Origin of the sequence: Oscillatoria sp. FACHB-1406, assembly GCF_014698145.1 — a bacterium.
Taxonomy (GTDB): Bacteria; Cyanobacteriota; Cyanobacteriia; order Cyanobacteriales; family Spirulinaceae; genus FACHB-1406.
In genome coordinates this window covers 63,959-88,508 of record NZ_JACJSM010000022.1, presented here as the reverse complement: position 1 = coordinate 88,508, position 24,550 = coordinate 63,959, and the positions used below count along the sequence as shown (strand labels likewise).

The 24,550-nt window shown below is 49.4% G+C and carries 23 protein-coding genes; 10 read left to right on the top strand and 13 right to left on the bottom strand.

The genetic code is table 11. The annotated features are described in order from the left end of the window. Positions 1–83: 83 nt before the first annotated feature. The 4 genes from H6G50_RS18830 to H6G50_RS18815 form a co-directional block, all read right to left on the bottom strand. Positions 84–1,301, bottom strand: a complete 1,218-nt coding sequence (locus tag H6G50_RS18830) for a M20 family metallopeptidase (protein ID WP_190719682.1) — start codon at positions 1,299–1,301, stop codon at positions 84–86. A gap of 354 nt (positions 1,302–1,655) precedes the next feature. Beyond that, positions 1,656–1,931 carry a TMEM165/GDT1 family protein gene (locus tag H6G50_RS18825; RefSeq protein ID WP_190719678.1) on the bottom strand — a complete coding sequence of 92 codons (276 nt, stop codon included), beginning with the start codon at positions 1,929–1,931 and terminating at the stop codon, positions 1,656–1,658. An 84-nt stretch (positions 1,932–2,015) separates the two neighbouring features. Then, on the bottom strand, positions 2,016–2,801 hold the full coding sequence (locus H6G50_RS18820; protein WP_190719675.1) for a methyltransferase domain-containing protein: 786 nt from the start codon (positions 2,799–2,801) through the stop codon (positions 2,016–2,018). Between the two features lie 160 nt (positions 2,802–2,961). Next, complete coding sequence (locus H6G50_RS18815) at positions 2,962–3,351, bottom strand: DUF4952 domain-containing protein (RefSeq protein ID WP_206756580.1); 390 nt, start codon at positions 3,349–3,351, stop codon at positions 2,962–2,964. Between the two features lie 370 nt (positions 3,352–3,721). Here H6G50_RS18815 and prfC point away from each other — a divergent pair, with 370 nt between their 5' ends. The 4 genes from prfC (at position 3,722) to dapA (ending at position 7,976) form a co-directional block, all read left to right on the top strand. Continuing rightward, complete coding sequence (prfC, locus tag H6G50_RS18810) at positions 3,722–5,344, top strand: peptide chain release factor 3 (protein ID WP_190719736.1); 1,623 nt, start codon at positions 3,722–3,724, stop codon at positions 5,342–5,344. Between the two features lie 282 nt (positions 5,345–5,626). Next, positions 5,627–5,803, top strand: a complete 177-nt coding sequence (locus H6G50_RS18805; RefSeq protein ID WP_190719672.1) for a hypothetical protein — start codon at positions 5,627–5,629, stop codon at positions 5,801–5,803. A gap of 30 nt (positions 5,804–5,833) precedes the next feature. Then, positions 5,834–6,877: an aspartate-semialdehyde dehydrogenase gene (locus H6G50_RS18800; RefSeq protein WP_190719669.1), complete on the top strand. Its 1,044-nt coding sequence runs from the start codon at positions 5,834–5,836 to the stop codon at positions 6,875–6,877. 208 nt (positions 6,878–7,085) lie between these two features. Further along, positions 7,086–7,976 carry a 4-hydroxy-tetrahydrodipicolinate synthase gene (dapA, locus tag H6G50_RS18795; RefSeq protein ID WP_190719733.1) on the top strand — a complete coding sequence of 297 codons (891 nt, stop codon included), beginning with the start codon at positions 7,086–7,088 and terminating at the stop codon, positions 7,974–7,976. 16 nt (positions 7,977–7,992) lie between these two features. Here dapA and H6G50_RS23985 read toward each other — a convergent pair whose 3' ends face one another. Beyond that, positions 7,993–8,139, bottom strand: a complete 147-nt coding sequence (locus tag H6G50_RS23985; RefSeq protein ID WP_206756579.1) for a hypothetical protein — start codon at positions 8,137–8,139, stop codon at positions 7,993–7,995. On the opposite strand from H6G50_RS23985, the gene H6G50_RS18790 reads away from it, so the two are divergent. Further along, on the top strand, positions 8,140–9,894 hold the full coding sequence (locus tag H6G50_RS18790; RefSeq protein ID WP_190719667.1) for a ribonuclease J: 1,755 nt from the start codon (positions 8,140–8,142) through the stop codon (positions 9,892–9,894). A gap of 123 nt (positions 9,895–10,017) precedes the next feature. Here H6G50_RS18790 and H6G50_RS18785 read toward each other — a convergent pair whose 3' ends face one another. The 3 genes from H6G50_RS18785 to H6G50_RS18775 form a co-directional block, all read right to left on the bottom strand. Further along, the gene (locus H6G50_RS18785; RefSeq protein WP_190719665.1) at positions 10,018–10,464 is read right to left on the bottom strand and encodes a hypothetical protein; all 447 of its coding nucleotides are present in this window, start codon (positions 10,462–10,464) and stop codon (positions 10,018–10,020) included. Positions 10,465–10,558: 94 nt separating this feature from the next. After that, on the bottom strand, positions 10,559–11,644 hold the full coding sequence (locus H6G50_RS18780) for a potassium channel protein (RefSeq protein ID WP_242032897.1): 1,086 nt from the start codon (positions 11,642–11,644) through the stop codon (positions 10,559–10,561). Positions 11,645–11,778: 134 nt separating this feature from the next. Further along, on the bottom strand, positions 11,779–12,591 hold the full coding sequence (locus H6G50_RS18775) for a Uma2 family endonuclease (RefSeq protein WP_190719662.1): 813 nt from the start codon (positions 12,589–12,591) through the stop codon (positions 11,779–11,781). Positions 12,592–12,761: 170 nt separating this feature from the next. Between H6G50_RS18775 and H6G50_RS18770 the strand changes: the two genes are divergently transcribed. From H6G50_RS18770 to H6G50_RS18760, 3 genes are all read left to right on the top strand, one after another. After that, positions 12,762–14,036: an aspartate aminotransferase family protein gene (locus H6G50_RS18770; protein WP_347239963.1), complete on the top strand. Its 1,275-nt coding sequence runs from the start codon at positions 12,762–12,764 to the stop codon at positions 14,034–14,036. A 175-nt stretch (positions 14,037–14,211) separates the two neighbouring features. After that, positions 14,212–14,358, top strand: a complete 147-nt coding sequence (locus H6G50_RS18765; RefSeq protein WP_190719659.1) for a hypothetical protein — start codon at positions 14,212–14,214, stop codon at positions 14,356–14,358. A gap of 161 nt (positions 14,359–14,519) precedes the next feature. Beyond that, positions 14,520–15,386, top strand: coding sequence for a transglutaminase family protein (locus H6G50_RS18760; protein WP_190719656.1), 867 nt, complete (start codon positions 14,520–14,522; stop codon positions 15,384–15,386). Between the two features lie 110 nt (positions 15,387–15,496). Here the strand turns inward: H6G50_RS18760 and H6G50_RS18755 are convergent, their stop codons facing one another. The 5 genes from H6G50_RS18755 to H6G50_RS18735 form a co-directional block, all read right to left on the bottom strand. After that, positions 15,497–16,144 carry a chromophore lyase CpcT/CpeT gene (locus H6G50_RS18755; protein WP_190719654.1) on the bottom strand — a complete coding sequence of 216 codons (648 nt, stop codon included), beginning with the start codon at positions 16,142–16,144 and terminating at the stop codon, positions 15,497–15,499. A gap of 14 nt (positions 16,145–16,158) precedes the next feature. Beyond that, complete coding sequence (locus H6G50_RS18750; protein ID WP_190719652.1) at positions 16,159–16,437, bottom strand: hypothetical protein; 279 nt, start codon at positions 16,435–16,437, stop codon at positions 16,159–16,161. A 226-nt stretch (positions 16,438–16,663) separates the two neighbouring features. Beyond that, complete coding sequence (locus H6G50_RS18745) at positions 16,664–18,622, bottom strand: FAD-dependent oxidoreductase (protein WP_190719649.1); 1,959 nt, start codon at positions 18,620–18,622, stop codon at positions 16,664–16,666. 186 nt (positions 18,623–18,808) lie between these two features. Next, positions 18,809–18,985 carry a twin-arginine translocase TatA/TatE family subunit gene (gene tatA / locus H6G50_RS18740; RefSeq protein ID WP_190719646.1) on the bottom strand — a complete coding sequence of 59 codons (177 nt, stop codon included), beginning with the start codon at positions 18,983–18,985 and terminating at the stop codon, positions 18,809–18,811. A 357-nt stretch (positions 18,986–19,342) separates the two neighbouring features. Further along, complete coding sequence (locus tag H6G50_RS18735) at positions 19,343–19,483, bottom strand: ribbon-helix-helix domain-containing protein (RefSeq protein WP_190719642.1); 141 nt, start codon at positions 19,481–19,483, stop codon at positions 19,343–19,345. A 16-nt stretch (positions 19,484–19,499) separates the two neighbouring features. Here H6G50_RS18735 and H6G50_RS18730 point away from each other — a divergent pair, with 16 nt between their 5' ends. Continuing rightward, positions 19,500–20,642 (top strand): transposase, encoded by a 1,143-nt coding sequence (locus H6G50_RS18730; protein WP_242032896.1) that lies wholly within the window; start codon positions 19,500–19,502, stop codon positions 20,640–20,642. 301 nt (positions 20,643–20,943) lie between these two features. Then, positions 20,944–24,393, top strand: coding sequence for a methyl-accepting chemotaxis protein (locus H6G50_RS18725; RefSeq protein WP_242032895.1), 3,450 nt, complete (start codon positions 20,944–20,946; stop codon positions 24,391–24,393). The last annotated feature ends 157 nt before the right edge of the window (positions 24,394–24,550 follow it).

The following is a 24,550-nucleotide window of genomic DNA, read 5'->3' as shown; positions in this document are numbered from 1 at the left end:
CGTATTGTTAGCCAATGCCTTGCCTGTAGAGACGTTGTATACAACGTCTCTATAATTTTTAACAAAAAGTTAATCAATAATCTTTAACTGATTTCTGAAAACCGTTCTACACAACGCGCAAACATTTCTACCCCAATTCCGAGCGCCGTTTCATCAAAATCGAAGTTAGGATGGTGGTGCGGATAGGCAAGATTTTTAGCAGGATTCGCCGCACCGACAAAGAAGTAACATCCCGGAACTTCTTTAAGGAAAAAAGACATATCTTCCCCGCCCATCGTCTGGCATTCGGGAACGACTCCTAACGGCGTTTCTACGACTTCTAAGGCAACGGAACGGACAAATTCAGCGATTTTGGGGTCGTTGACGGTGGCGGGGTACAATTGCCAGTAATCGAGGTTGTAAGTTGCGCCGTGACTGCTGCAAATTCCGGCAATAATGCGATCGCACCGTTCGCCGATAAAATCTTCGAGTTGGGGGTTAAAATAGCGTACCGTACCGCTCATCCAGGCTGAATCGGCGATGACATTATTGGCGGTTCCGGCGTGGAGTTCCCCGACGGTAACAACGGCGGCATCTAAGGGGTTAACATTGCGCGCTACAATCGCTTGTAAAGCATTAACAATTTGGGCGCTAATTAAGATGGAATCGACGGTTTGATGGGGCATTGCACCGTGTCCGCCCCGCCCGTTAATCGTACAGTGAAATGATTCTACCGCAGCCATTAAAGGGCCGCTTCGCACCCCAATTTGTCCGAGGGAAAGATTATTCCACAGGTGCAATCCGATAATGGCATCGACATCGGGATTTTTGAGAACGCCCGCTTCAATCATCGGTTTTGCACCGCCTGGGCCTTCTTCTGCCGGTTGAAAGATAATTTTCACCGTACCGTTAAAAGTATGGCGATGTTGAGAGAGATAATAAGCCGTTCCGAGCGCGATCGCAACATGACCGTCGTGTCCGCAAGCGTGCATAATCCCGTCGTGCTGCGAACGATAGGGAACTTCGTTCGCTTCTTGGATGGGAAGCGCGTCCATATCGGCGCGGATGGCTAATACTTTACCGGGTCGATCGCCTTTAATAATTGCTACGATGCCCGTTTTTGCAATTTCCGTTTGATGCTCGATTCCCCATTCTTGCAGTTTTTGCGCGATAAATTGCGCAGTTATTTGTTCTTTAAAGGCGAGTTCGGGGCGTTGGTGTAATTGTCTTCGCCATTCTACCAGTTGAGCTTGTAGCGCTCGGATTTCTAAGCGGATTTGTAAGGTATTTGGCGTTTCAATAGCTGGAACCGTAAAAGTCATAATTGATAATTGATAATGGATAATTGATAATGAATGAAGACAGGTGAGAAGCCTGCCAATTCAGTCATGAACGGCACTGAAATAAGAGTTTAAAAATCACCTGTAGAGACGTTGTATACAAAGTCTCTACAGATTATTTCGTAGGGTGGGCAACGCCCACCAGCCTTAAGTCAGTGCCATTCAATCCAGTAAACAGCTAACAGTAGAAGACCTTCTGCCCACTTAAAAAAAAGGCTGGCGACTTTTTCTTTCGGTTAGAAGCGTCAACGAACTCTAAAAAAATCGAGAAGGGAAGTATAGGTTTGAGTTAGAAGTCCTGAAATTTACTTACTCCTGTTCGTCACCGATCGCTCATTACTTTTTTTCGTACCATAACAAACGTAACCCTAAAAATGCAAAACCGAAAGCCGCGATCGCTTTGACAAAATGCGTGGGCAGAATTTCGGCTAAACCGTCACCCAAAAGTACGCCGATGAGACTGGTTAGCAGTAATGCAGCAATGGAACCTAGAAATACTGCGCGTGGCGATCGCGAACTTCCACTTAGCGCGATCGCTGCTAATTGGCTTTTATCGCCGATCTCAGCTAGAAAAACTGTTATAAAACTTAAGCCTAATAGTTTCCAATCCATTGGATTATCGAATCGCGATTAGCAATCGGGGATAGCCGAATTAGAGCGAGTTTTAAAGCATTTTAACCCTAAAACGTTTGGGGCTTATCGCTTGAAAGCGTCTACTTCTAAGCGTACCATGCGAACGTGCGCTAAGTCATTGCCATCTAAGGGGAATTTTTCTAGATAGCGATCGACAAAATTAGCGATAAAGTCTTCTCGTTCGCGCTCGGGAACGCATTGGGTAAAAGGCATCCCAGTCGTCCGAACCCAACCCGCTAACCCATCTTTTCCTTGATGCGCCATGTCTTTAGGAACTAATTCGAGGCGTTGGACTCGAAACCCGGACTCGGATAACCAAGGGATATAATCGCGATCGCGGTAAAAAAAGTAGGGATTGTGAAACTCCCCAAAATAATCCTTCCACTTTTCCAGCGTCACGAGTTCGCTAAAGACTTCTAAAACATCGGCAGCATTCCCAAAACCGCCGCAAGAAATAATTAAGCGCCCGCCCCTTTTCAACGCTCGACTCGCACCCCGTAAAAAGGCTTGATGATTATCAACCCAATGAAGCGCTGCATTAGAAAAAATCAGATCGAATTCTTCCGTAAAATCCAAACAACGCGCATCGATACAGTCAAAGGAAAGATTGGGATACTCGCTGCTAGAATGAACGTTTCGAGCATAGGCAATCATTTCTGGAGAACTATCCGTTCCGACAACGCTTCCCTCTGGAATAGACTTCGCAAAACTTGCGGTAATCTTACCGTCGCCACAACCGACATCTAACACGGATTCATCGCCGCGCAGGTTCAAGTTTACGATTAACTCTTGCGCCCATTTCAGTTGAGCATCTGAGTTTTTAGCGTAGTCTTCAGGATTCCATCTCATTCGGATCGATTTTATCTACAAAGCTAGAAACATTAAGCAAGTATATCACTTTTCTAACATCATTCTCCGTTCTCTATAGTCAAAAACAACGTGAAAACCGTACTTTGCAATCTCTGACTTTAGAAAACATTAACAGCCTTCTGTTTCGGAATTTCCTAACTTATCGCGTCATTTCTAAATGCTGAATAATACTAACCTTAAATTTACTTATCTTCCTCCAATCTTGACGACGAGAGAAAGTTGTTCTCTCCGAAGTCATAACAACTTCAAAAATATTTCCGTTATCATCGACAAACTCGCCCGATGCAGGACGCAATTGACCCTTATCGTTTGAGACGACAGGTTCCCATGTTCCTTCAACAAACTGAAGGGGAGCCATTCTAAACTTATGTTGTAAAACTGCTTCGACTGCGGCTGCATCAGCGCTGGTTGTCGAATAAGTAGCGATCGCGCGATCGCCTTGAGATGTCGCCACTTGTTGGCAATCGATAAACTGTAACTGTGGCGGTTTCTGTCCCCAACTGTCGAGAAAATCTTGGCACGGACTCACCTCTTGAGTGCGCGCCTGACGCTCTATCCGATTGGATAAAGACTGAGGCGAGGTAACTTTGAAAGAGCGGGCGTGGAGAGCGGCCGAAGCAAAAATTAAAAGAAAAGTTATTACAATTTGCCTTAAATGCCACATAGACTACCTCGAAGCTGGAACGCAATTGATTGACTCCGGAAATAGAGACAAGAGGCGATATCTTGCAACCCGCACGACTTCAAGAGTCCTCGATTGTTAATACGACGCGATCGCATCTCGCTCCGGAGCTTTTTTGACCCCAAACAGAGCCTAAATTACCATGCCAGCCGGAGAATCCGATCTCAAACGCCTATAATTAAATTTGACTGCAAGTATTGAACCAAATCTTCAGCGAATGCCCACCGAACTCCAGACCGAAATCGAAAACGCGGTGAACTCCCGCCGCAACTTTGCTATTATCTCCCACCCCGACGCGGGGAAAACAACCCTAACCGAAAAACTCTTGCTTTACGGAGGGGCGATTCACGAAGCGGGGGCGGTAAAAGCACGGCGGGCGCAACGTCAGGCGACTTCGGACTGGATGGAAATGGAGAAACAACGCGGGATTTCCATCACTTCCACCGTCTTGCAGTTTAACTACTCCGGCTATCAGATTAACCTGCTCGATACTCCCGGACACCAAGATTTTAGCGAAGATACTTATCGCACGCTAGCAGCAGCGGATAATGCGGTCATGCTCATTGATGCGGCAAAAGGGCTAGAACCGCAAACGCGCAAGCTATTTGAAGTGTGTAAATTGCGATCGCTCCCGATCTTTACCTTTGTTAACAAACTCGACCGTCCGGGACGCGAACCTTTGGAACTGCTCGACGAAATCGAACAAGAACTCGGCTTGCAAACTTATGCGGTAAACTGGCCAATTGGGATGGGCGAGCGCTTCAAAGGCGTATTCGATCGCACGCAGCAACGCATTCACCTCTTTGAAAGACGCGCTCACGGTTCTCGCGAAGCCGGAGATACCGTCATCGATTTAGGCGATCCTAAAATTGAAGAATTGCTCGAACAAGAACTGTATTACCAACTCAAAGAAGAACTCGAAATCCTCAACGAAGTTTGCGCGGCCTTAGACTTAGAAGCCGTTCGTTCCGGTCAAATGACTCCCGTCTTTTTCGGCAGTGCGATGACCAACTTTGGGGTAGAACTCTTCTTAAAATCTTTCCTCGATTTTGCCCTCGCCCCCGAAGCGCGAAAATCTTCAGCAGGCGAACTAGAACCCACCTATCCCGAGTTTACGGGGTTCGTGTTTAAATTGCAGGCGAATATGGATCCAAAACACCGCGATCGCGTTGCCTTCGTGCGCGTTTGTACGGGAAAATTCGAGAAAGATATGACCGTCAGCCATGCAAGAACGGGAAAAACCGTGCGTCTCTCTCGCCCGCAAAAACTCTTCGCCCAAGACCGAGAATCGCTGGAAGTCGCCTATGCGGGGGATGTAATTGGCTTAAACAATCCCGGAGTTTTCGCGATCGGCGATACGATTTATACGGGCAAGAAATTGGAGTATGAAGGAATACCTTGTTTCTCCCCCGAACTCTTTGCTTTTATCAAAAATCCCAATCCTTCTAAATTCAAACAATTCAATAAAGGAATTAGCGAATTGCAAGAAGAAGGAGCCGTTCAAATCATGTATTCAACCGACGAATTTAAACGCGACCCCATTCTCGCTGCCGTCGGTCAATTGCAGTTTGAAGTCGTGCAGTTTCGGATGCAGAGTGAGTATGGCGTAGAAACGCGTATGGAACCGCTCCCCTATAGTATTGCGCGCTGGGTAACAGGCAATTGGGCAGCCTTAGAAAAAGCAGGACGCATCTTTAATACTTTAACCGTAAAAGATGCCTGGAATCGTCCCGTTTTGCTGTTTAAGAATGAATGGAATTTACGACAAATACAAGAAGACCATCCGGCATTAGAATTGAGTGCAACTGCCCCTGTCGGCTCCGGCTTGCAACCGAGTTAGAACAGGCGTTCAAACTCTAACCTTTCGGACGAGCCGCTGAGCGCTTTTGCCGGTAAAGTCGAGCAACTCGACTGAGGATGGATTGCACGGCGGCAGGCTTTTTCGGTCATATTTTTGGAAAAACCGAGAAATTTTTCGGAATTGGGTCTAAAATTTAGGGCAGGCGTGTCGAGAAAATTCTTCCCTCGCGACGCGGTTCAACGGACAGAAGGTATACTGCAAAGGATAACTCGCAGATCGCGATCTGAGGGAATCAAGTCTTTAAAGTTTAGAGTTTTGAGTATGAGTCAAGTAGGCGCAACTCCCGCTGCACGAAAATCCAAAGGGCAAACCGGCAAGCCTTGTGCCAGCGTCAAAGGTTTAGCGCCTTGCCGCGACAACTCCCCTTTCCTCAACACCTGCGGGAGCGTCCGGTTAAACGCCTTTCAGTCTTTCGAGCTTTCCAGTGTGAATCTTTAAAATTATTGAAAAAAACGGAGGATATTGATTTTGCCCGATTCAGTTCGCGTTGCCATTCTTGGCGCAACAGGGGCCGTTGGAGCCGAGTTAATCCAGTTATTAGAGGAGCGAAATTTTGAGGTTGCCGACCTCAAACTGCTCGCATCGCCTCGCTCTGCGGGGAGTACGCTCAACTTTCGCGGTGAAGCACTTCCCGTGGAAGCAGTGGACGATAATTCGTTTGAGGATATCGATATCGTTCTCGCGTCGGCGGGTGGTTCCACTTCTAAGGCTTGGTTGCCGAAAGCGGTTGCAGCGGGAGCCGTCGCGATCGATAATTCCAGTGCCTTTCGGATGGCTCCTAACGTCCCCTTAATCGTCCCGGAAATCAATCCGGAAGCGGCAGCAACCCATCAAGGAATTATTGCGAACCCCAACTGCACGACAATTTTGATGGGCGTGGCGATTTATCCCCTGCATCAAGTGCAACCCATCCAGCGCGTCGTCGTTGCCACTTATCAATCGGCTTCGGGGGCGGGTGCGCGCGCGATGGAAGAAGTGAAGGTACAAAGTCGCGCGATTTTGGACGGAAAGGAACCGGAAGCGAATATTTTCCCCTATCCGTTAGCGTTTAATTTATTCCCCCATAACACCCCGATTAACGAGCAGGGGTATTGCGAGGAGGAGATGAAAATGCTCAACGAAACCCGCAAGATTTTTGACGCGCCGGATTTGCGAGTCAGTGCGACTTGTATACGGGTTCCCGTACTGCGCGCCCACTCAGAAAGCGTTAACTTAGAGTTTGAGTCTCCGTTTGCCGTGGAGAAAGCGCGAGAAATTTTGAGCGCTGCTCCGGGTGTGAAGTTGGTAGAAGATTGGCAAGCAAATTACTTCCCCATGCCCCTCGAGGCGACAGGACGCGATGAAGTCTTAGTTGGAAGAATTCGTCAAGATTTATCTCATCCCTGCGGGTTAGAGTTGTGGTTGAGCGGCGACCAAATTCGGAAAGGTGCAGCGCTGAATGCGGTACAAATTGCCGAGCTTTTAGTGAAGAAAAATTTATTGAACGCATCGAAAACAGTAGTTTCGGCGTAGGGAATTATCAGAGTAGTGAAGAGAGAGAAAACGGGTTTTTGGTTTCTCAATGTCCGCTTTACCCGCCTTCTTTAGAAGAGTGCTATTTTCCCTCTTTTAACTCTTTCTTCTTTTTCGGTTTGGAAGGAAGGGGAAAAGCAGCGTGCTGCTTTGAATAAAGGGTTAGGAACGACTTAAGAATTCATCAATTTGTAACTTAAAGATGTCAATGGTCAATGACAGTTTTGGGCGAGTCATTACAGCAATGGTTACGCCGTTTAAAGAAGATGGGAGCGTCAATTATGCGATCGCAGAACGATTAGCCGTCCATCTCGTCGAACAGGGAAATGACGGTTTGGTGATTTGCGGAACGACAGGCGAATCCCCGACTTTAACCCACGACGAAGAGTACGAGTTGTTCCGAGTTACGAAACAGGCAGTGGGCGATCGCGCAAAAATTATTGTCGGCACTGGCTCGAATTGTACGGATACCGCGATCGCTGCTACCCAAGAAGCTGCTAAAATGGGGGTTGATGGCACTTTACAAGTCGTTCCCTATTACAATAAACCGCCGCAAGCGGGCCTCTACCGGCACTTTGAAGCGATCGCGCGCGCCTGTCCCGACCTCCCCATGATGCTGTATAACATCCCCGGTCGCTCCAGCGCCAGTTTGAGTGTCGAAACCGTCGCAAAGTTAGCCGAAATTGAGAGCATAATCGCGATAAAAGAAGCCAGCAGCAACTTAGACTTTGCCAGTCAGGTGCGAGCCAATACGCCCGCTTCCTTTGCCATTTATTCGGGCGAGGATAGTCTCGTGTTGCCCCTGTTAGCGGTGGGGGGCATTGGTGTAGTGAGCGTCGCCAGTCACCTCGTCTCGCCCCAGCTACAAGCTATGATTCGCGCTTTTGAAGCGGGTGAAAATGCAAAAGCCTTAGAGATGCACCTCCAACTTTTACCGCTGTTCAAAGCGCTATTTTGCACGACAAATCCCATTCCCGTTAAAGCCGCATTGCGGTTACAAGGTTGGGAAGTGGGCGGGGTGCGATCGCCGTTATGCGAAATGCCACCCGAACTTGAAGCACACCTCAAAACGACCTTAGAGCAATTGGCTTTAATTTGATCGCTATTGGCAATTTTTAAGAATAGCTCCCAACCAAGGGAGGCATTAAGCGATCGGTTTGCAGGACATCAACCGAAAATTCAGAATTCAGCGCCAGAGCAATATCGCAACCCCAGAACGCGATCGCGCTCAAAAATTCCACAACTTTTACCCAAACAAACACATGAGTAATTCTAAAACCCAATCAACCCTCAAAATCATTCCCCTCGGCGGACTGCACGAAATCGGTAAAAATACTTGCATTTTTGAATACGAAGACGAAATCGTGCTGCTCGATGCCGGTTTAGCCTTTCCCACCGATGGAATGCACGGGGTTAACATCGTCCTGCCCGATGTCTCGTACTTACGGGAAAACCGGCATAAAATCAAAGGCATGATCGTCACCCACGGTCACGAAGACCACATCGGTGGAATTGCCTACCACCTCAAACAATTCGATATTCCCCACATTCACGGGCCGAGGTTAGCAATGGCGCTGCTCGGGGATAAACTCGAAGAAGCAGGCGTGCGCGATCGTACCCAACTCCACAGCGTCCAACCGCGCGACATGGTACGCATCGGCAAAAACTTCCTCGTCGAATACATTCGCAACACCCACTCCCTCGCCGATAGCTTCTCCGTCGCCATCCACACCCCCCTCGGCGTAATCATTCACACCGGCGACTTCAAAATCGACCATACCCCCGTCGATGGCGAACGCTTCGACTTGCACCGCCTCGCCGAACACGGAGCCAAAGGCGTACTTTGCCTGCTTAGCGACTCCACCAACGCCGAAGTTCCCGGACATACCCCCTCCGAACAAACCGTCTATCCCAACCTCGATCGCATCTTTGGGCAAGCGCAAGGACGTATCATGGTGACAACCTTCGCCTCCTCCGTCCATCGCCTCAACATCATCCTCCAACTCGCTCAGAAACACAAACGCAAAGTAGCCGTCGTCGGACGTTCCATGCTCAACGTCATCGCCCACGCCCGCAACCTCGGCTACATCAAATGTCCCGACGACATCTTCGAGCCGCTTAAATCCGCCAGTCGCCTCCCCGACAACCAACTGCTGATTTTAACCACCGGCTCCCAGGGCGAACCCCTCGCCGCCCTCACCCGCATTTCCAAAGGCGAACACCGCCAAGTGAAAGTCAAAGCAGGCGATACCATCGTCTTCTCTGCCAACCCGATTCCCGGTAACACCCTCGCCGTCGTCGATACGATCGATCGCTTAATGATGCAAGGCGCAAAGGTTATCTACGGGCGCGAACAAGGAATCCACGTATCCGGACACGGCGCACGGGAAGACCAAAAATTAATGCTCGCCTTAACCCAACCAAAATTCTTCGTCCCCGTTCACGGACAGCACCGGATGCTGGTCAAACACGCTGAAATGGCGCATCAAATGGGGATTCCGCCGGAAAATACCCCGATTATCGACAACGGCGATATTGTGGAGTTAACCGAAGATAGCATTCGCATTGCCGGGAAAGTTCCCTCTGGCTTGCAATTAGTGGATAGCGCCGGAGTCGTTCACGATAACGTCCTCAAAGAACGGCAACAATTGGCTGAAGATGGAACGATTGTCGTTGCGGCGGCGGTGGGTTGGGACTTCCAACTGCTGGCGCAGCCCGAAATTCATCTGCGCGGCGTAGTAACAGCAGTCGAGAAATCGCTGTTGCAACAACTCGCTATCCGAACTATCGAACGAACGCTCGCCCAGCGCGCCTCGGAAATGGCATCAGGCGAAACAAGCGAAATTGACTGGACGGGATTGCGTCTCGATATTGAAGGCAGCTTGCAACGCCTTGCCAATCGGGAATTACAAAGCCGTCCGTTGGTGGTGTTCTTGTTACAAACGCCGACGGAACCGCAAAGCAAACCGGCGCGACGGCGGCGCAGTTCTGCAACTTCGGTTGCATCGCCAGCTTAACGCCAACAGGGGCGAATAATCGTTCGCCCCTACTCAAAATCTGAATGTCTTGAATGCGTCCTAATGCCCAAATCCCTGTTTTTCTACCGTTAGATAACTCAAAAAATTCAAGAAAATCCAGCCTTATTGAATGGCAACATAAAGAGTATAGCTAGCTCCCCCCCGAGTCGAGCCAACTACAATTTGGTACGTTCCATTATTGGGTAATGTTCCTCCCCAACTCGTTGCTTCTCCCGCCAGAACCGAGCCATCAGGAGCTATAATACTGAATACGCCATTAGATTCAACCGAACTAATCGAAACAGTCATATATTGACCGCCACTAGCATCGAGGAAATAGCTATAACTGGTTCCTCGAGGCACTCCACCGCTGACTGAAGCTGAACTTTCCCCTGGCGCAAAATAAATCTGCTCTGATTGAGCAATGATGAGGTTGTTGCCAGACCCGATCGAATTGACTCTAGCGGCTCCATTAGATGATGTAGCACCGACAGAAGAGGTGACTAAGAAAGAAGTACCGACACTGATAACGACTGCGTTGAATATTTGTTTGAGATTCAATGTTTTCATGACTCAGATTAGAGTTTCGCTGTACGAAGAAACAATTTCGATAGTTCCAATTAAAACTTAGTTTTTTTATCGGTGAGAACGGTATTCATGAATTTTAATAAGGGCGTGCTACCATCAATAACTGATTGAGGGCGTGTAACTGCTCGGAAGTTCCCATACAAATGAGTAAATCGCCCGGAGCGAGAACGGTTTCCCCGGAAGGACCGCCGATTAACTTGCCGTCAGCGCGACGAATCGCCAGCACGAGCGCGCCCGTTTTAACGCGCAGTTTGGCATCGCGGAGGGTATGTCCGATACAAGGAGAGCGCTCGCCGAGGATAAATTCATCGAGGAAAAAAGAGCGATCCGTGCCGGTAATAATACCATCGACGAAATCCATAACTTGGGGGCGGAGAGCAGCAGCGGCAAGCCTGCGTCCGCCGGTAACGTAAGGCGAGACGACAGCATTAGCACCGACGCGCTTGAGTTTTTGGATGGCTTCTTCGCTGCTGGCGCGGGCGATCGCGCGGATATTCGGATTGAGGGCTTTAGCCGATAAAATCGTATAGAGGTTTTCGGCATCGGAAGGCAAGGCAGCAACCACGCATACGGCGCGACTAATGCCCGCTTGTATCAGGCATTCATCCAAGGTTGCATCGCCTTGAATGACGATATAGCCGTGCTGTCGGGCATCTTCAACGTGGCTGATGTCCGATTCAATAATGACAAAGGGGATGTTTTCGGCTTCAAATTCGAGGGCAATTTGATACCCCATACGACCGTAGCTACACAGAATGTAGTGATCTTTAAAGTTTTCGATCGCGCGCCTCCTTCGTTGCTGGCGGATGCCTTCTTGAAAATAGCCTTGAATTAAGGCTTCTGTAAACCGATTGGCGATGTAACCGATACTTAAGATACCCGCTGCAATCAGCCAAATTGTAAATAAACGCGATCGCTCGCTCAACGGATGCGTTTCCGAATATCCCACCGTTGCCAGCGTAATCGTTGTCATATAAGCTGCATCGATCCACGTCCACTTCTCAACGAGACTGTACCAGAGGGTTCCCATCAAAAAAATTCCAGCCAGTCCAGCTACCCCAGCCGATAATTGTTTGCGCAGGCGGTGGTATTGTTGTTCGGAAGTGGCGATCGCCATTCGCGACAAAGTACGTTGCCGTTCGTTGAGTTCTGAGGTTTCCATGAGCGGCGATCGAGCAATATTTAGGATTTACTTAATTGACAATGGATAACGTAGGGAATAATTGTCAATTGATAACGTTCGGAGCCGTTCAACTTCTGAGTTCCTCAACGTTGTCCATTATCCATTATCAATTGTCAATTCGTTGGATCCGGCTCGATTCCCGCAGCCCGCAACTGCTCGAGCAATCGTCGGGTTTGTTCTTCGGCGCGAGCGGCACGTTCTTCGGCTTCGGCGCGTTGCTGTTCGGCTTCAGCGCGTTGCTGTTCGGCTTCGGCGCGTTGCTGTTCGGCTTCGGCGCGTTGCTGTTCGGCTTCGGCGCGTTGCTGCTGTGCCGTCCGAGCTAACTCATCACCCGTCGGTAAAACATTACCCGCGCGATCGCACCACCGCAACCAGACATCGTGCCGATTTTCAAACTCTCCTTCCCACAAACACACGCCCAACTCCACCTGTTCCAACCAAGTAGCCGACGTTTCCGTGTAGCGCCGTCCTCTTAACTCAAAAATCCGTAAAATGCGATCGCTCAATTGCCGCGCTGGGTCGTAGACAATGTAATAACTCACCCGCATCAACTCATAGATGCGTTTCTTCTCCCCCAACTCCTCGCCAACTTTGTTAGAAACAATCTCAATCGCGACTTCTGGCGACTTTCCAAATCGCCACATCATGTAAACGCGATTTTGTTTCTCCCACCAATTTTCCGGAACGCTAACATCCAAACTGACAAAAACATCCGGGACAATCGCTGGTTCGCCATCAGCGTAATAAATTCCAACATTCGCCGCAGCCAGAAAAGTTTGTTGCGGCGGATTGCTATACAGCGCTCCCGCCAGAAGGCGTTGTTGTTTTTCCGAAGCCCAATTATCCACCGGCGTATCGTCTTCAGTAATCAGTTGTTCGGCATCTGGAACGTAATAATCGTCGCTGACGAGGAATTCTTGTACCATAAGTTCCCCCAGCCGAGTTCGGCTTTTCTGCTAACCCTACTAGGGTATCCTAATCCTTCCGAGATTTGGGAAGAAAACCAACCTTTCCTGACACGCACCGAAAATCTCCCCCACGAAAAGGAAATTGCGATTACTATAACCTAAATAAGAATTCAAACCGGAGTTAACCTGTGAGTTCAGAAACCCTCCTCAAAGCCCCCCCTGCCACCTCGATTTATACACCCACGAGCGAGGTACGCGATCGCTTCGATACCTACGTCATGGGAACTTACGGGCGTTTTCCCATCGCCCTCGAACGCGGTGCAGGCTGCCGCGTTTGGGATACCGAAGGGAAAGAATATCTCGATTTTGTTGCTGGGATTGCCACCTGTACCCTCGGACACGCCCATCCCGCTCTCGCTGCTACGGTTGCCAAACAGATTCAGAAATTGCATCACGTTTCCAACCTCTACTACATTGCCGAGCAAGGAGAACTGGCGGAGTGGATTGTCAAGCATTCTTGTGCCGATCGCGTGTTCTTCTGCAATTCTGGGGCGGAGGCGAACGAAGCAGCAATCAAGCTGGCGCGTAAATATTCTCACACCGTCCAGCAAATCGAACAACCCGTCATCTTGACGGCAAAAGCCAGTTTTCACGGACGGACGCTAGCAACGATTACCGCCACCGGACAACCGAAATATCAAAAGCATTTCGATCCTCTCGTTCCCGGATTTGCCTACGTTCCTTACAACGATTTAGAAGCGTTGGAAGATGCGATTAGCGATCTCGATGAGGGCAATCGCCGCGTCAGTGCGATTATGCTCGAAGCATTGCAAGGTGAGGGGGGCGTGCGTCCGGGGGATCTCGATTATTTCCACGGCGTTCGCAAAATCTGCGATGAAACGGAAATTTTGCTGATTCTCGATGAAGTGCAAGTCGGAATGGGACGCACGGGGAAATGGTGGGGGTATGAGAATCTGGGTATCGAACCGGATATTTTCACCAGCGCGAAAGGGTTAGCGGGCGGTATTCCCATCGGTGCAATGATGTGCAAGAAAGCCTACGATGTCTTTGAGGCGGGCAACCATGCGAGTACGTTTGGTGGCAATCCCTTTGCTTGTGCGGCGGCGCTAACGGTGGCGAAGACGTTAGAGGAAGAGGGAATTTTGGACAATGCGCGATCGCGCGGCGAACAGTTGCGCGCGAATTTAAACGCGATCGCGCAACAGCATCCCAGTTTAATTTCTGAAGTACGCGGTTGGGGTTTAATTAACGGTTTAGAACTCAAAGAAGACATCGAACTGACTGCCGTTGAATTGGTTAAAGCGGCAATGAACAAAGGTTTATTATTGGTTCCTGCCGGTAATAAAGTCGTGCGTTTCGTACCACCTTTAATCGTTTCTGCTGCTGAAGTGGATGAAGCAACGGAAAAATTAGAAGCCGCGATCTCGTCTCTGGTTCCCTAATCATTTAAGCCTTCCGTAGGGGTGAATTATCGTTTGCCCCTACTTTTTTCTGTTCCCTTATCGTCTTCATCAAACTTAACTCAAATCTAGCGGAATTTTGAGAATCTTTAGTGAAGATATTAAAAAAATGCAATCCTCCGATTGCCGGTGAGAGAATTGATGATGAGGAGGCAACATGGATCCGATTTCCGCGATCGCTCTTTTAACGTTTTCTTGGATTCTGGTCGGACAAATTAGCAAAGAACAAACTCCAGAATCTCTCGTTAAACAAGATACACTCGATTCAATCTGCGTTGATTTAGAATTAAGAACTAGGGAATAAAAGCTCGCTCATCTAACAATCAAATTCCAAGCCTCTAAAATAATTTAGGGGGTATTGATTACGAATGGGAGCGAAGCAACTTGACATCGGGAGCAGGTACGCTCGATAACTCATAAGATCGCCTGAAATTCAATCACGAAGCTCGACCTTCCCCAATCACAGTGTACTATCGCATTTGCCATCAAACCACCTATACTTACAATCGTTCCGTCCTGCTTAAACCTCATATTGTTCGCCTGCGCCCCCGTTGTGATAGTTGGCAAACTTTACAACACTTTTCGATCGCAGTGGAACCGGAACCGGCAGGGATTTTTCATTGGGTCGATCTCGACGGCAACGCGATCGTTAAACTCTCTTTTCAACAAGAAACAGACTTCTTAAAGATCGTTTTAACGAGTGAAGTTGAAACCCGACAAAGCAATCCTTTCAACTTTTTACTCGAAACAGAAGCCCTACAATTACCCATCAATTATCCGCATTCTTTGTGGCTGCAACTCCAGCCCTACTTACAACCCTACGGCGTGAGTTTCGATCCCGTTGCAGTGCAGCTAGCGCAGGAAATCGAACGAGAAGTTAGCGGACAACCCATTTCTTTTTTAACCGCGCTCAATCAACGGTTATACGACAATTGCAAGCATATCGTGCGGGAGGAGGGAGATCCTTGGTATCCGGGGGTGACGTGGCGGGAGGGGCGGGGTTCTTGTCGCGATGTCGCGGTGTTATTTATGGAAGTCTGTCGCTGTATGGGTTTAGGGGCGCGGTTCGTCAGCGGCTATCAGGAGGGAGATATCGAGCAGGAACGCCGGGATTTACACGCTTGGGCAGAAGTTTACTTGCCCGGGGCGGGATGGCGCGGTTTCGATCCGACGCAAGGTTTAGCGGTTTGCGATCGCCATATTGCCGTTGCTGCAAGCGCTTTTCCCCGGTACGCCGCACCGATTTCCGGCGGATTTAGCTCGGGTTCGTCGCTGAGTGAGGTTTCGGCGCGTCTGGAGGCGCAGATCGCGATCGCGCGGGGAAAAGATTGAGGGGAACGACAAATCACGAATTACGAATGATTAGAAATGACTGAGGAACGAATCCTAAATTTTTTTTATCCATCATTCATCATTCATTATTCATCATTCATCATTCATTATTAGTTGGCTCGCCGATATTGATAAGCCTGTCCGCCTGCCCCCCAAACCTGCTTCCCATCCGCATCGTAACCGCGATCCCAAGTATCCATCCCTCCAGCATGGAGAAACACCGAATTAGTGATGCGAACGGCCCCTCGTACATTCGTCGCGCATCCTCCCGCTTGCGTGTGTCCGACGTAGAGATTAGCAACCGGAACCAGAAAAACGCTGCATTCTGCGTCGCTTAGCTCGTTTAAGTTAACAACACGCTCCTCAATCGGTTTATTGCAGAATCCGCTCCAATTTTGAGGATTGGAGGGCTTGTAGGATTTCGATTCGACGGTATCCCCCGCCGCACTGGGCGCAACCCGCAGAAAACGCTGGCGGTAGGGACGATCTAAACTTTGCGCTAGGGCTTGTTCTTGGTAGAGAAAAGTCGCTTCCGAGTCCGTAACGCGAACGCTGCAAGTTGTCATCCGCACGTTCGGCGCTTGAGGATTTTTCGCCTGTTGCGCGGAAGTATCCATCACGCCCGTCAAGCGTTCGACAACCGCTTGAACTTGGGTAGCGATAGGAATGCGATCGCGCGTTTGAGCGAGGAGGGGTTGGGTCGGATTGAGGCAAGAAGCGATCGCGATGCCAATACCGATCGAAGATAATAATTTCATAGCTTAATACGAGGCTAATACGTTATCGGTCGCGACAAATAATGTTCGTCCCGCGCACCCTTAGAAGTAGCGGTTAATGTCAAGTCTGTCATCCGCCAGAGGGTGAAAAATTGCAGCATCAATTCTTGACTGGCTACCGTCATATCGCCATCGTCCGCCACCAGTCCGCCTTCGACTACAGTTCCGCGATCGCTCTGAAACATCAAGCGCAGTTCCCCATCTTCCTCTTTTTGGATAAATAAACGACCTCGAGCTAAAGTTTGACCCGCACGACTGGAAATTGCACAACGCATAATAATACACAGGGTCTAGGGAATAACGAACTTGGTATTGGAGACCTGGAAAGGCTCGAGCGAGCTATTTATACCAATTTTAAGATTGCGTTGCCTAGAATCAACTCTCCTCAATTCTCAGGAGAACGGTGCGTTACGCTTCGCGCTCCACACCCTACTTTTTATTCTATGCAGCTTCTCATCAATCTGGTATTAGCAATCCAATTTATTTTATGATTTTTATCAATTAAATTTTCAAGATTCCCTCCGGATTGACTGAAAATAGCGTCCGCCGCTGCAAACCTTCCCGATGAATAATGGCATTCGCGGCTAGCAAACCGCTACTAACAGCGCGTTCCATTAAACCGCAAGGGAAAGGCATTTTTACCCAGTCGCCCGCTAGCATGAGATTGGGGATTTCTACTGTTGTTTCCGGGCGTTCGGCGTAACTGTTAGGCGGGTATCCGGAGAAGTTTTTCTGGTTGACAAGTTCCCGATGCAGTAAGGTTGCTGCTTTTAATTCGGGGACAATTTCATAAAGTTCTTGCTCGAAGGTGGCAAGTAATGCTTGTTGGGTGGGAAACTCTTTTTCTTTGTAACAATAAGCGTGCAATTCAACAACGCTGTTGCCAGTGCGTTGCGACCATTCCATGAATTGGGTTTGAATGCGATGGTAGAGGGTGATGCTGTCAGTGAGGCTGTAACCGGAAAGGGAAGTAAAGTTGCTGTGTTCCCACTCGAAGTCGCGATCGAACCAAAAGCGCGCGGCGGCAAAGGGATCTGCGATCGCGAGGCCTTCGATTTTACGGTTGAGTTGCGCGTTCGTGTCTCCTTCCATCAAAGTAAACAGGTGGCGCGTTCCCGGTACATCGGCGGCAATAACGTAGTAATCGGCGGTTAAGGTTTCCTGGGTTTCCGGGGGGGCGGGCGATTTCGCAATCAGTTGAGCGCGATCGCCTTCTCGTTGCGCGATCGCGTACTGGGGTAAATCTCGTCGCGCCGGACCGCTGAGAACTCGTCCGCGTTCGTCGTAACTCGCGCCGTGACAAGGACAGAAGAACTTTCCGTCGGCTTGTTTTTGAACCGTGCAACCTTGATGGGTGCAAGTCAGAGAAAGTGCTTCGCCTTCGTTTTTCGCCAGGAACACGCGATCGCCGCCGCCGTAATATTCGCCGTCCGTCAGCAAAGGATTGCGTTCTACCCAAAAAGGAACGTCGGTTTCGCTGTTCCCTTGTTGATAGCTGAGGGACTCGATTTTGCCATCTTTGCAATGAATTTGACTGACGGTGGCTTCAGTCATAATACGCCCGCCCTTGGCTTGAATCGATCGCGCGATCGGTTGCACCAGACTGGTTCCCATATCGTCCCTCGTGCCATTAAACGCCAGTCCTTCCGGGTTGCCGAAGAAATAAAAGTGGAAAAATTGCAGTAATTCCCCGGTACTGAGAACATCCGGCGCGTTGAGGCTAGATTTAGCAAAAGGCAGGAAATAAAGATCGTACAATCCTTGGGGGAAATCTCGGGCTGCCCAATCGGAAACGGCGATACTATCGAGGCGATCGAAACTTTCGGGGATTTGGAAACCTGTAATCGCGCGAAAAACTTGCAGGTGCTTGAGTTTTGTTAAATTAATTCCCCAACGGAAACGGTTGGGCGAAGAAATTGCTAAATCGACAATGTTCCAAGGAAAGGCCGAATGGCTGGGGCGAAAGACTTCGGGTGCGTAAGCGCGATCGCGATCGGAATCTGTTTGCGGCGCGCGGAATACCAACGAGTAAAATTCTAAAGACTTAAAATTCTCGCCGATGCTCAATTCCTCAACAACATTCTTGAGGTTGTAATACTGCGGAAAAAAGCCGTGGAAGCCGTGTTCCATCATGAATTCTTCTCCGCCCACTTGAATGGGCCAACTGGCGATTTTTCCTCCCAATTGCGGCGACTTTTCCAATAAAGTAACCGCGAAACCGCGCTGACTGAGTTCGTAAGCGCAAGCTAGTCCAGCGAGTCCGCCGCCGACGACAACGACGCTTTTTTGAGCGCTTAAATTCCGGGGTAAATCGAGGCTGTCAGGTTGGTGGCGGGTGGGCTGCGGTTTGGCAAGGCGGGAATAACCTAACCCGGCCCCGACAGCGCCAACTCCCATTAGTTTTAAGGCCGTTCGTCGAGAGAGCGGGGGTAAAGATGAGGAATTAGACGATTGACTCATGAGTTAGGCGAAAATTAGGTATTGATTTTCCTGAACATCTATGCAGTCTCGCGGGGCGCGATCCGCGAAGCAGATTCCTTCGGAGCCGCACGAAGATTGAGGCGGCTTTCGCGCCTAAAATTTCTGTTTGAGGATCGCAATCCTCAATTCCGAGGTGGGATCGAGAGTCAACTCAAGCAATGAGAATTAGTCTTCATCGCTTTCTGCATCGGCTCGATTGAGGGTGGGGCGATCGAGTTCTTCTTTGAATCCGCGCAAACTTTTACCGAGGGCGCTGCCCATTTCAGGAATTTTCTTGGCACCAAAAAGCAGTACAAGTGCGATCGCGATTACAATCGCTTCAGGCCATCCCAAACCAAACATAAAAAACTCCTCTTGTCAATCTTTCAGGGCAAAAAAGTTCTGTTCTTTGCACCGGCACTCTTTTGTTTTCAAATCAGACAGTCTCAGTATATCCTCAACATTCTAAAATGAATGCTCCTCTAATCTAGCGCTCTAGGGAGAACGCCCCCCGAGAGGACGCAGGATTACTGCACCTAGAAATAACCGACCTTCGTTCGCGCTGATGCCCCAGCGCCAGAAAATTCGCAACGCTGACAGGGAGGTCATCTATTCATTCGGCTGACCTTTCCCTCGTTTACCGAAGGAATGGGTCTAGAGCTACGTCCTTACTTCGACAAGCGTTCTACTGAGCGCTCACGCCGAAGTCTCAGCAACCATCTAGGACGGCTTTCTCTCGATCTTAAGATTTCTAACAAGTTCCCTTAGAACATCTGACTTCGATCTTCCTGTCGCCTTGCAGTAGGCTTCTAACCTCTCAAACTCTTCGCTAGTCAGTCTAAAAAATACACTCTTTTTCATTGCCTAGTATATCGAGATGATATACAATACTCGCATGAAGACACTGAAGTTCAAACTCTACCAAAGCAAGCGGAACAAACACCTCAAGCGCAGTATCAACGCTGCCGGGGTGATTTATAACCATTGCATTGCACTTCACAAACGGTACTACCGTATGTGGGGAAAGCATTTGAACTGTGCAAGACTTCAGGCTCATATCGCCAAACTGAGAAGGCGAAAAGTGTTCTGGCAAACAGTCGGTTCTCAAGCCGTGCAAGATATTTGCCAACGTATCGAGAAAGCCTACCAACTGTTCTTTAAACATCACAAGAAAGGAGTTAGACCACCGGGATTCAAGAAAGTCCGTCGATACAAATCGTTCACACTCAAACAGGCTGGCTACAAATTCTTGGGTGGCAATCGGATTAAGATCGGGAATCGGGTGTATCAGTATTGGAATTCCAGAGAAGTAGAGGGAACAGTCAAAACCTTGACGATTAAGCGCACGCCTTTGGGTGAGTTGTTTATGGTTGTAGTGATAGACGGCGTTGAAGGATTAGATGCTAAAGTCGAGACGAGTAGAATCGCTGGCTTTGATTTCGGGTTAAAAACGTTCCTCACTTGTTCGGATGGTTCCAAGATTGAATCACCGCAATTCTTGAAGCAGTCGCTCAACGCCATTAAAAAAGCCAGTCGCAATCATTCCAAGAAACAGAAAGGCTCGGCTAACCGAGAAAAAGCAAGGCTAAATCTTGTCCTTCGCTATGAAGATGTTGTCAATCGTCGCTCTGATTGGTTCTGGAAACTCGCTCATCAGTTAACCGATAAGTTCGATGTGCTGTGTTTTGAGACGCTCAACCTCAAGGGAATGCAACGTCTCTGGGGGCGAAAGATTTCAGACATTGCTTTGGGTGAGTTCTTAAGGATATTAAAATGGGTCGCTCTCAAAAAAGGAAAGCCGATCGTTTTTATCGATCGTTGGTATCCCAGTTCTAAGACTTGCTCTCATTGCGGTCATATTCTAGAAAGTTTAGACCTGTCGATCAGAGAATGGCGCTGCCCTCGGTGTCAGTCAGTCAATGGCAGAGACGAGAATGCAGCTAAGAATATTTGTGCGGTTGGGGCATCGACCGCTAAGTTAGGCGATGTTAGACAGGCTGTGCCTGCAATTGCTGTCTGAGCTTAGAATCCCCGCGCGTTCATGCCGGGGAGTATGTCAAAATCTCTAAGTATCGTTAGAAGTCCTTCGCGAGCGGTTAAACTCCTGAAAGCGGTCAGTCTTCCTATCCTCTCTTTCGAGGCAGCCTTGCGGTCGATACTGCGTAAAAATTATTCTATCGTTGTAATGAAAAAGTTGAATTGCAATGGAAAGTTATAGAGAATAGCGTATAAGGCTCCCAAAACGGTCAGCGATTTATCGAGCATATACCCCGAACCCCCCCCCGAACCCCATCGATCGCAAATGAAGCTGGAGAAGGTAAATGGCACAAAGCACTGATTACGCACAAGACTACGGACAGGCTCAACGAGCTTACGCCCAAGGCAATTACGAAAAAGCTGCCGAGATCGTAGACCGTTTGATCGAAGAGTACAATAGCGATCCGGCGGTCAATCTCCTGCGAGGACATATTTATTGTTATGGCCTGCACCAGTACGAAGTTGCCCAAGAGCAGTACGAACGAGTGCTTGAACTTACAGACGAGCAGGATTATATCGATTATGCCCATCATGGCATGGAAGATGCCCATCAACTGCGATCGAGCTTAGGGGGAGAGAGCGCTTCTGGAGACTGGAACGAAGAAGCTGACATTGACGAAGATTCCTCGCAGTGGGAGGACTCACCCGTGACTGAATTTAATCCTTCCCCATCTTTGGACGCTTCGGCTTACAACAGCTTTGACGAGAACGATGAAAGTCTCAACGGCGCTTACGACAGCTTCGATCGAAGCTACGAAAGTCTCAACGGCGCTTACGAAAACTTCGACCAGTTCGATGGGAACGATGAAAGTCTCAACGGCGCTTACGAAAACTTCGACCAGTTCGATGGGAACGATGACAATCTCAACGGCGCTTACGACAGCTTCGATGGGAACGATGACAATCTCAACGGCGCTTACGACAGCTTCGATGGGAACGATGGGAATCTCAACGGCGCTTACGACAGCTTCGATGGGAACGATGGGAATCTCAATGGCGCTTACGACAGCTTTGATGGGAACGATGGGAATCTCAACGGCGCTTACGACAGCTTTGACGGGAACGATGGGAATCTCAACGGCGCTTACGACAGCTTCGACGGAAACGATGGGAATGATGGAAGCCTCAACGGAACTTACGACAGCTTCGATCGCATTCCCGAGTCGATCGACTTCGATAATGAAAGCGAGCAAGCCTTAGCAGACTTCGATAGCGACGATTTCGACTTAACAAGCTGGCAGGGCAACCCAATAGCAGGAACCGCATCGGGAAATTCAATTCCCGAAGCCGACAACCCCTTTGCCACCCCTTCTCGGTTCGCTCCCTCCCCCACTTCACAACCTCAAGACGCTCCCGCTGCCTTTGAGAGCGAAGACTCCTTCGCCTTCGGGATGGACGACGAGGCGAGCGCCCAGTGGGATGAAGACACGACGCAATTTAACAGCACTAACATCCCAGGAAGCACCCCGCATCAAATGAACTTTGATGCTTTCCCGGCAACCGAAGATAGTAACGGGGCAGAAAGTCCTTTTGCCTTCCAAACTGGAGGCGACGCTTTCGAGCAGAAGAGCGATTTTGAACTAACTGACCCCTTCGCCGACTCGCCGATTGATTTTACTATCTCTTCAGTAGAAGACTTTGCGCTGGATGAGGAAGACGGTAATGGCAGCACTTTTGAGGATTTTCAGATCTCTAGCCCAAACTCCGAACTTGATGACTTCGATTCCCTCGCAGGAATGCCGCCGGACAAAACTTTTTTAACCTCCCCGAACGCAGAGGATGAAGATACATTTTTAGGCAACCCAGGTTACTACAAAGGCAATACTCCAGACAAACCCACAAATGAGAAGCCGCCGGTAGCACGCGAGGAGTCCTTCGAGTCATTAAATAACGGTAAATACAATTCGTCGGATAATTTCGATTTTGACGATTACGACCTGTCCCTCGACATTGATGGCTTTGACGACGAAAATAGCGAAGGAAATAGTACAGGAGATTTGATTTCAGGCTATTCTGGCACTCCAGGAACTTTTTTAGAAAACTTTGACGTTTTTCAAGACGATGGAGATCCTTCCGGGAATTTGAATTCGCATCTGCCTCCGAGCGATATCAGTTTCGTCGAATCCACGAGTTTGAGCGACCCCGATTTTGGGTTCGGCACGGGGGCGGAGTCGGTTGGCTCGACTAACAGTATGTTTGACCTAGCTCCCACCACAGACAACGTTCCTTCTGCCAACTTTACGAAGTCGCCCGAGCGTGCAGTCGAACCCACCGTAGAAATCGAGCAAGGTCCGCTGGCGGGTTTTGAGAATGCACCCCTACAAAAGAAGCAATTTTTAACGGCGGGTGCGGCGGGAATTGTGGCGATGCTTGCTGTAGCGACAGTCAGCTTTTTAACGACGGCGAGCGCGCCGGATAGCCAGAAGGCTGAAATCGTACCGAGAATGCGCGTGTCCGGCTTATTGATGGCGTTGGTGGGAGGTGCGAGTAGCTTTGCAACGACCTTGATTTTAGGACGTGCGGCGACGCGACAACTCCATCGCTCGACAGCAGACCTGCAATCTCAGTTTGAGGCTGTTGCCCAAGGCAATCTGAATGCAAAGGCGACGGTGTATTCAGAGGATGAATTTGGGATGCTGGCGGCGAGTTTTAATGAGATGGCACGGGTGATTTTAACGACGACGAGCGAGGCGCAGCGGCGGGCGGAAGAAACCGAACAGCAGAAAGAAGATTTGCAGCGCCAAGTGATTCGCTTGTTAGACGATGTGGAAGGGGCGGCACGCGGCGATTTAACCGTGCGCGCGGAAGTCACGGCGGACGTGCTGGGTGCAGTCGCTGATGCGTTTAACTTGACCATCCAAAACTTGCGCGAAATCGTCCAACAGGTGAAGGAAGCGGCGCGTCAGGTGAATAAGATTTCTGGGGAAAACGAGCAATTTGCCCGGAATTTGCAGCAAGATGCGCTCCGACAGGCGGAAGAGTTGGCGGTGACGCTGAATTCAGTGCAGATGATGACGGATTCGATTCGCCGCGTCGCTGACAACGCGAAGGAAGCGGAAGATGTGGCGCGATCGGCGGCGGATGTGGCACTTAAAGGCGGCGAGGCGGTCGAACATACGGTCTCTGGGGTCTTACAAATTCGCGAAACGGTAGCAGAAACGGCACGGAAAGTCAAGCGATTAGCGGAAGCTTCGCAAGAAATTTCTAAGATCGTGGCGGTGATTGCTTCGGTTGCATCGCGGACGAACTTGCTGGCGTTGAATGCTTCGATTGAGGCGGCTCGAGCGGGAGAAGCGGGGCGCGGTTTTGCGATTGTTGCTGATGAAGTGCGACAGTTGGCGGATCGGGCGGCAAAAGCGCTGAAGGAAATCGAGCAAAATGTATTGCAGATTCAGGGTGAAACGAGTTCGGTAATGGCGGCGATGGAAGAAGGGGTAACGCAGGTCATTGACGTAACCCAACGGGCGGATCAGGCGAAGCGCGCTCTTGAGGATATCATTCAAGTGTCGAATCGTATCGACGCGCTGGTGCGATCGATTACCGCCGATACCGTCGAACAAACGGAAAATACGCTCTCTGTGGCGCAGGTTATGCAATCGGTCGAATTAACGGCGCAAGAAACTTCTCAAGAGTCGCAGCGCGTGTCGGGGTCTTTGCAAACGCAGGTGAGTATTGCACGCGGTTTGTTGGCTTCAGTAGAACGGTTCCGGGTCGATACGACGGAAAGCAATTAATAATTGATAATGGACAATGGATAATGGATAATGAATGGCACTGAGAAGTAGCTCTGCATAAAGGTTTCAAAAGTTGAAGGTTTGACCTAGGGTCAACATAGTTCGTAATTGATAATTTGGGGTTCATTGACCGCGAATTACGAATTACGAACTACGA

Excerpts from the sequence above, each read along its gene's own strand:
- H6G50_RS18730 (WP_242032896.1), top strand. The coding sequence starts at position 19,500 with ATGATATACAATACTCGCATGAAGACACTGAAGTTCAAACTCTACCAA.
- H6G50_RS18735 (WP_190719642.1), bottom strand. The coding sequence starts at position 19,483 with ATGAAAAAGAGTGTATTTTTTAGACTGACTAGCGAAGAGTTTGAGAGG.
- H6G50_RS18725 (WP_242032895.1), top strand. The coding sequence starts at position 20,944 with ATGGCACAAAGCACTGATTACGCACAAGACTACGGACAGGCTCAACGA.
- H6G50_RS18775 (WP_190719662.1), bottom strand. The coding sequence starts at position 12,591 with ATGGTACAAGAATTCCTCGTCAGCGACGATTATTACGTTCCAGATGCC.
- dapA (WP_190719733.1), top strand. The coding sequence starts at position 7,086 with ATGGTCAATGACAGTTTTGGGCGAGTCATTACAGCAATGGTTACGCCG.
- H6G50_RS18785 (WP_190719665.1), bottom strand. The coding sequence starts at position 10,464 with ATGAAAACATTGAATCTCAAACAAATATTCAACGCAGTCGTTATCAGT.
- H6G50_RS18765 (WP_190719659.1), top strand. The coding sequence starts at position 14,212 with ATGGATCCGATTTCCGCGATCGCTCTTTTAACGTTTTCTTGGATTCTG.
- tatA (WP_190719646.1), bottom strand. The coding sequence starts at position 18,985 with ATGTTTGGTTTGGGATGGCCTGAAGCGATTGTAATCGCGATCGCACTT.
- H6G50_RS18830 (WP_190719682.1), bottom strand. The coding sequence starts at position 1,301 with ATGACTTTTACGGTTCCAGCTATTGAAACGCCAAATACCTTACAAATC.
- H6G50_RS18745 (WP_190719649.1), bottom strand. The coding sequence starts at position 18,622 with ATGAGTCAATCGTCTAATTCCTCATCTTTACCCCCGCTCTCTCGACGA.
- H6G50_RS18790 (WP_190719667.1), top strand. The coding sequence starts at position 8,140 with ATGAGTAATTCTAAAACCCAATCAACCCTCAAAATCATTCCCCTCGGC.
- H6G50_RS18805 (WP_190719672.1), top strand. The coding sequence starts at position 5,627 with ATGAGTCAAGTAGGCGCAACTCCCGCTGCACGAAAATCCAAAGGGCAA.
- H6G50_RS18780 (WP_242032897.1), bottom strand. The coding sequence starts at position 11,644 with ATGGAAACCTCAGAACTCAACGAACGGCAACGTACTTTGTCGCGAATG.
- H6G50_RS18755 (WP_190719654.1), bottom strand. The coding sequence starts at position 16,144 with ATGAAATTATTATCTTCGATCGGTATTGGCATCGCGATCGCTTCTTGC.
- H6G50_RS18750 (WP_190719652.1), bottom strand. The coding sequence starts at position 16,437 with ATGCGTTGTGCAATTTCCAGTCGTGCGGGTCAAACTTTAGCTCGAGGT.
- H6G50_RS18825 (WP_190719678.1), bottom strand. The coding sequence starts at position 1,931 with ATGGATTGGAAACTATTAGGCTTAAGTTTTATAACAGTTTTTCTAGCT.
- prfC (WP_190719736.1), top strand. The coding sequence starts at position 3,722 with ATGCCCACCGAACTCCAGACCGAAATCGAAAACGCGGTGAACTCCCGC.
- H6G50_RS18820 (WP_190719675.1), bottom strand. The coding sequence starts at position 2,801 with ATGAGATGGAATCCTGAAGACTACGCTAAAAACTCAGATGCTCAACTG.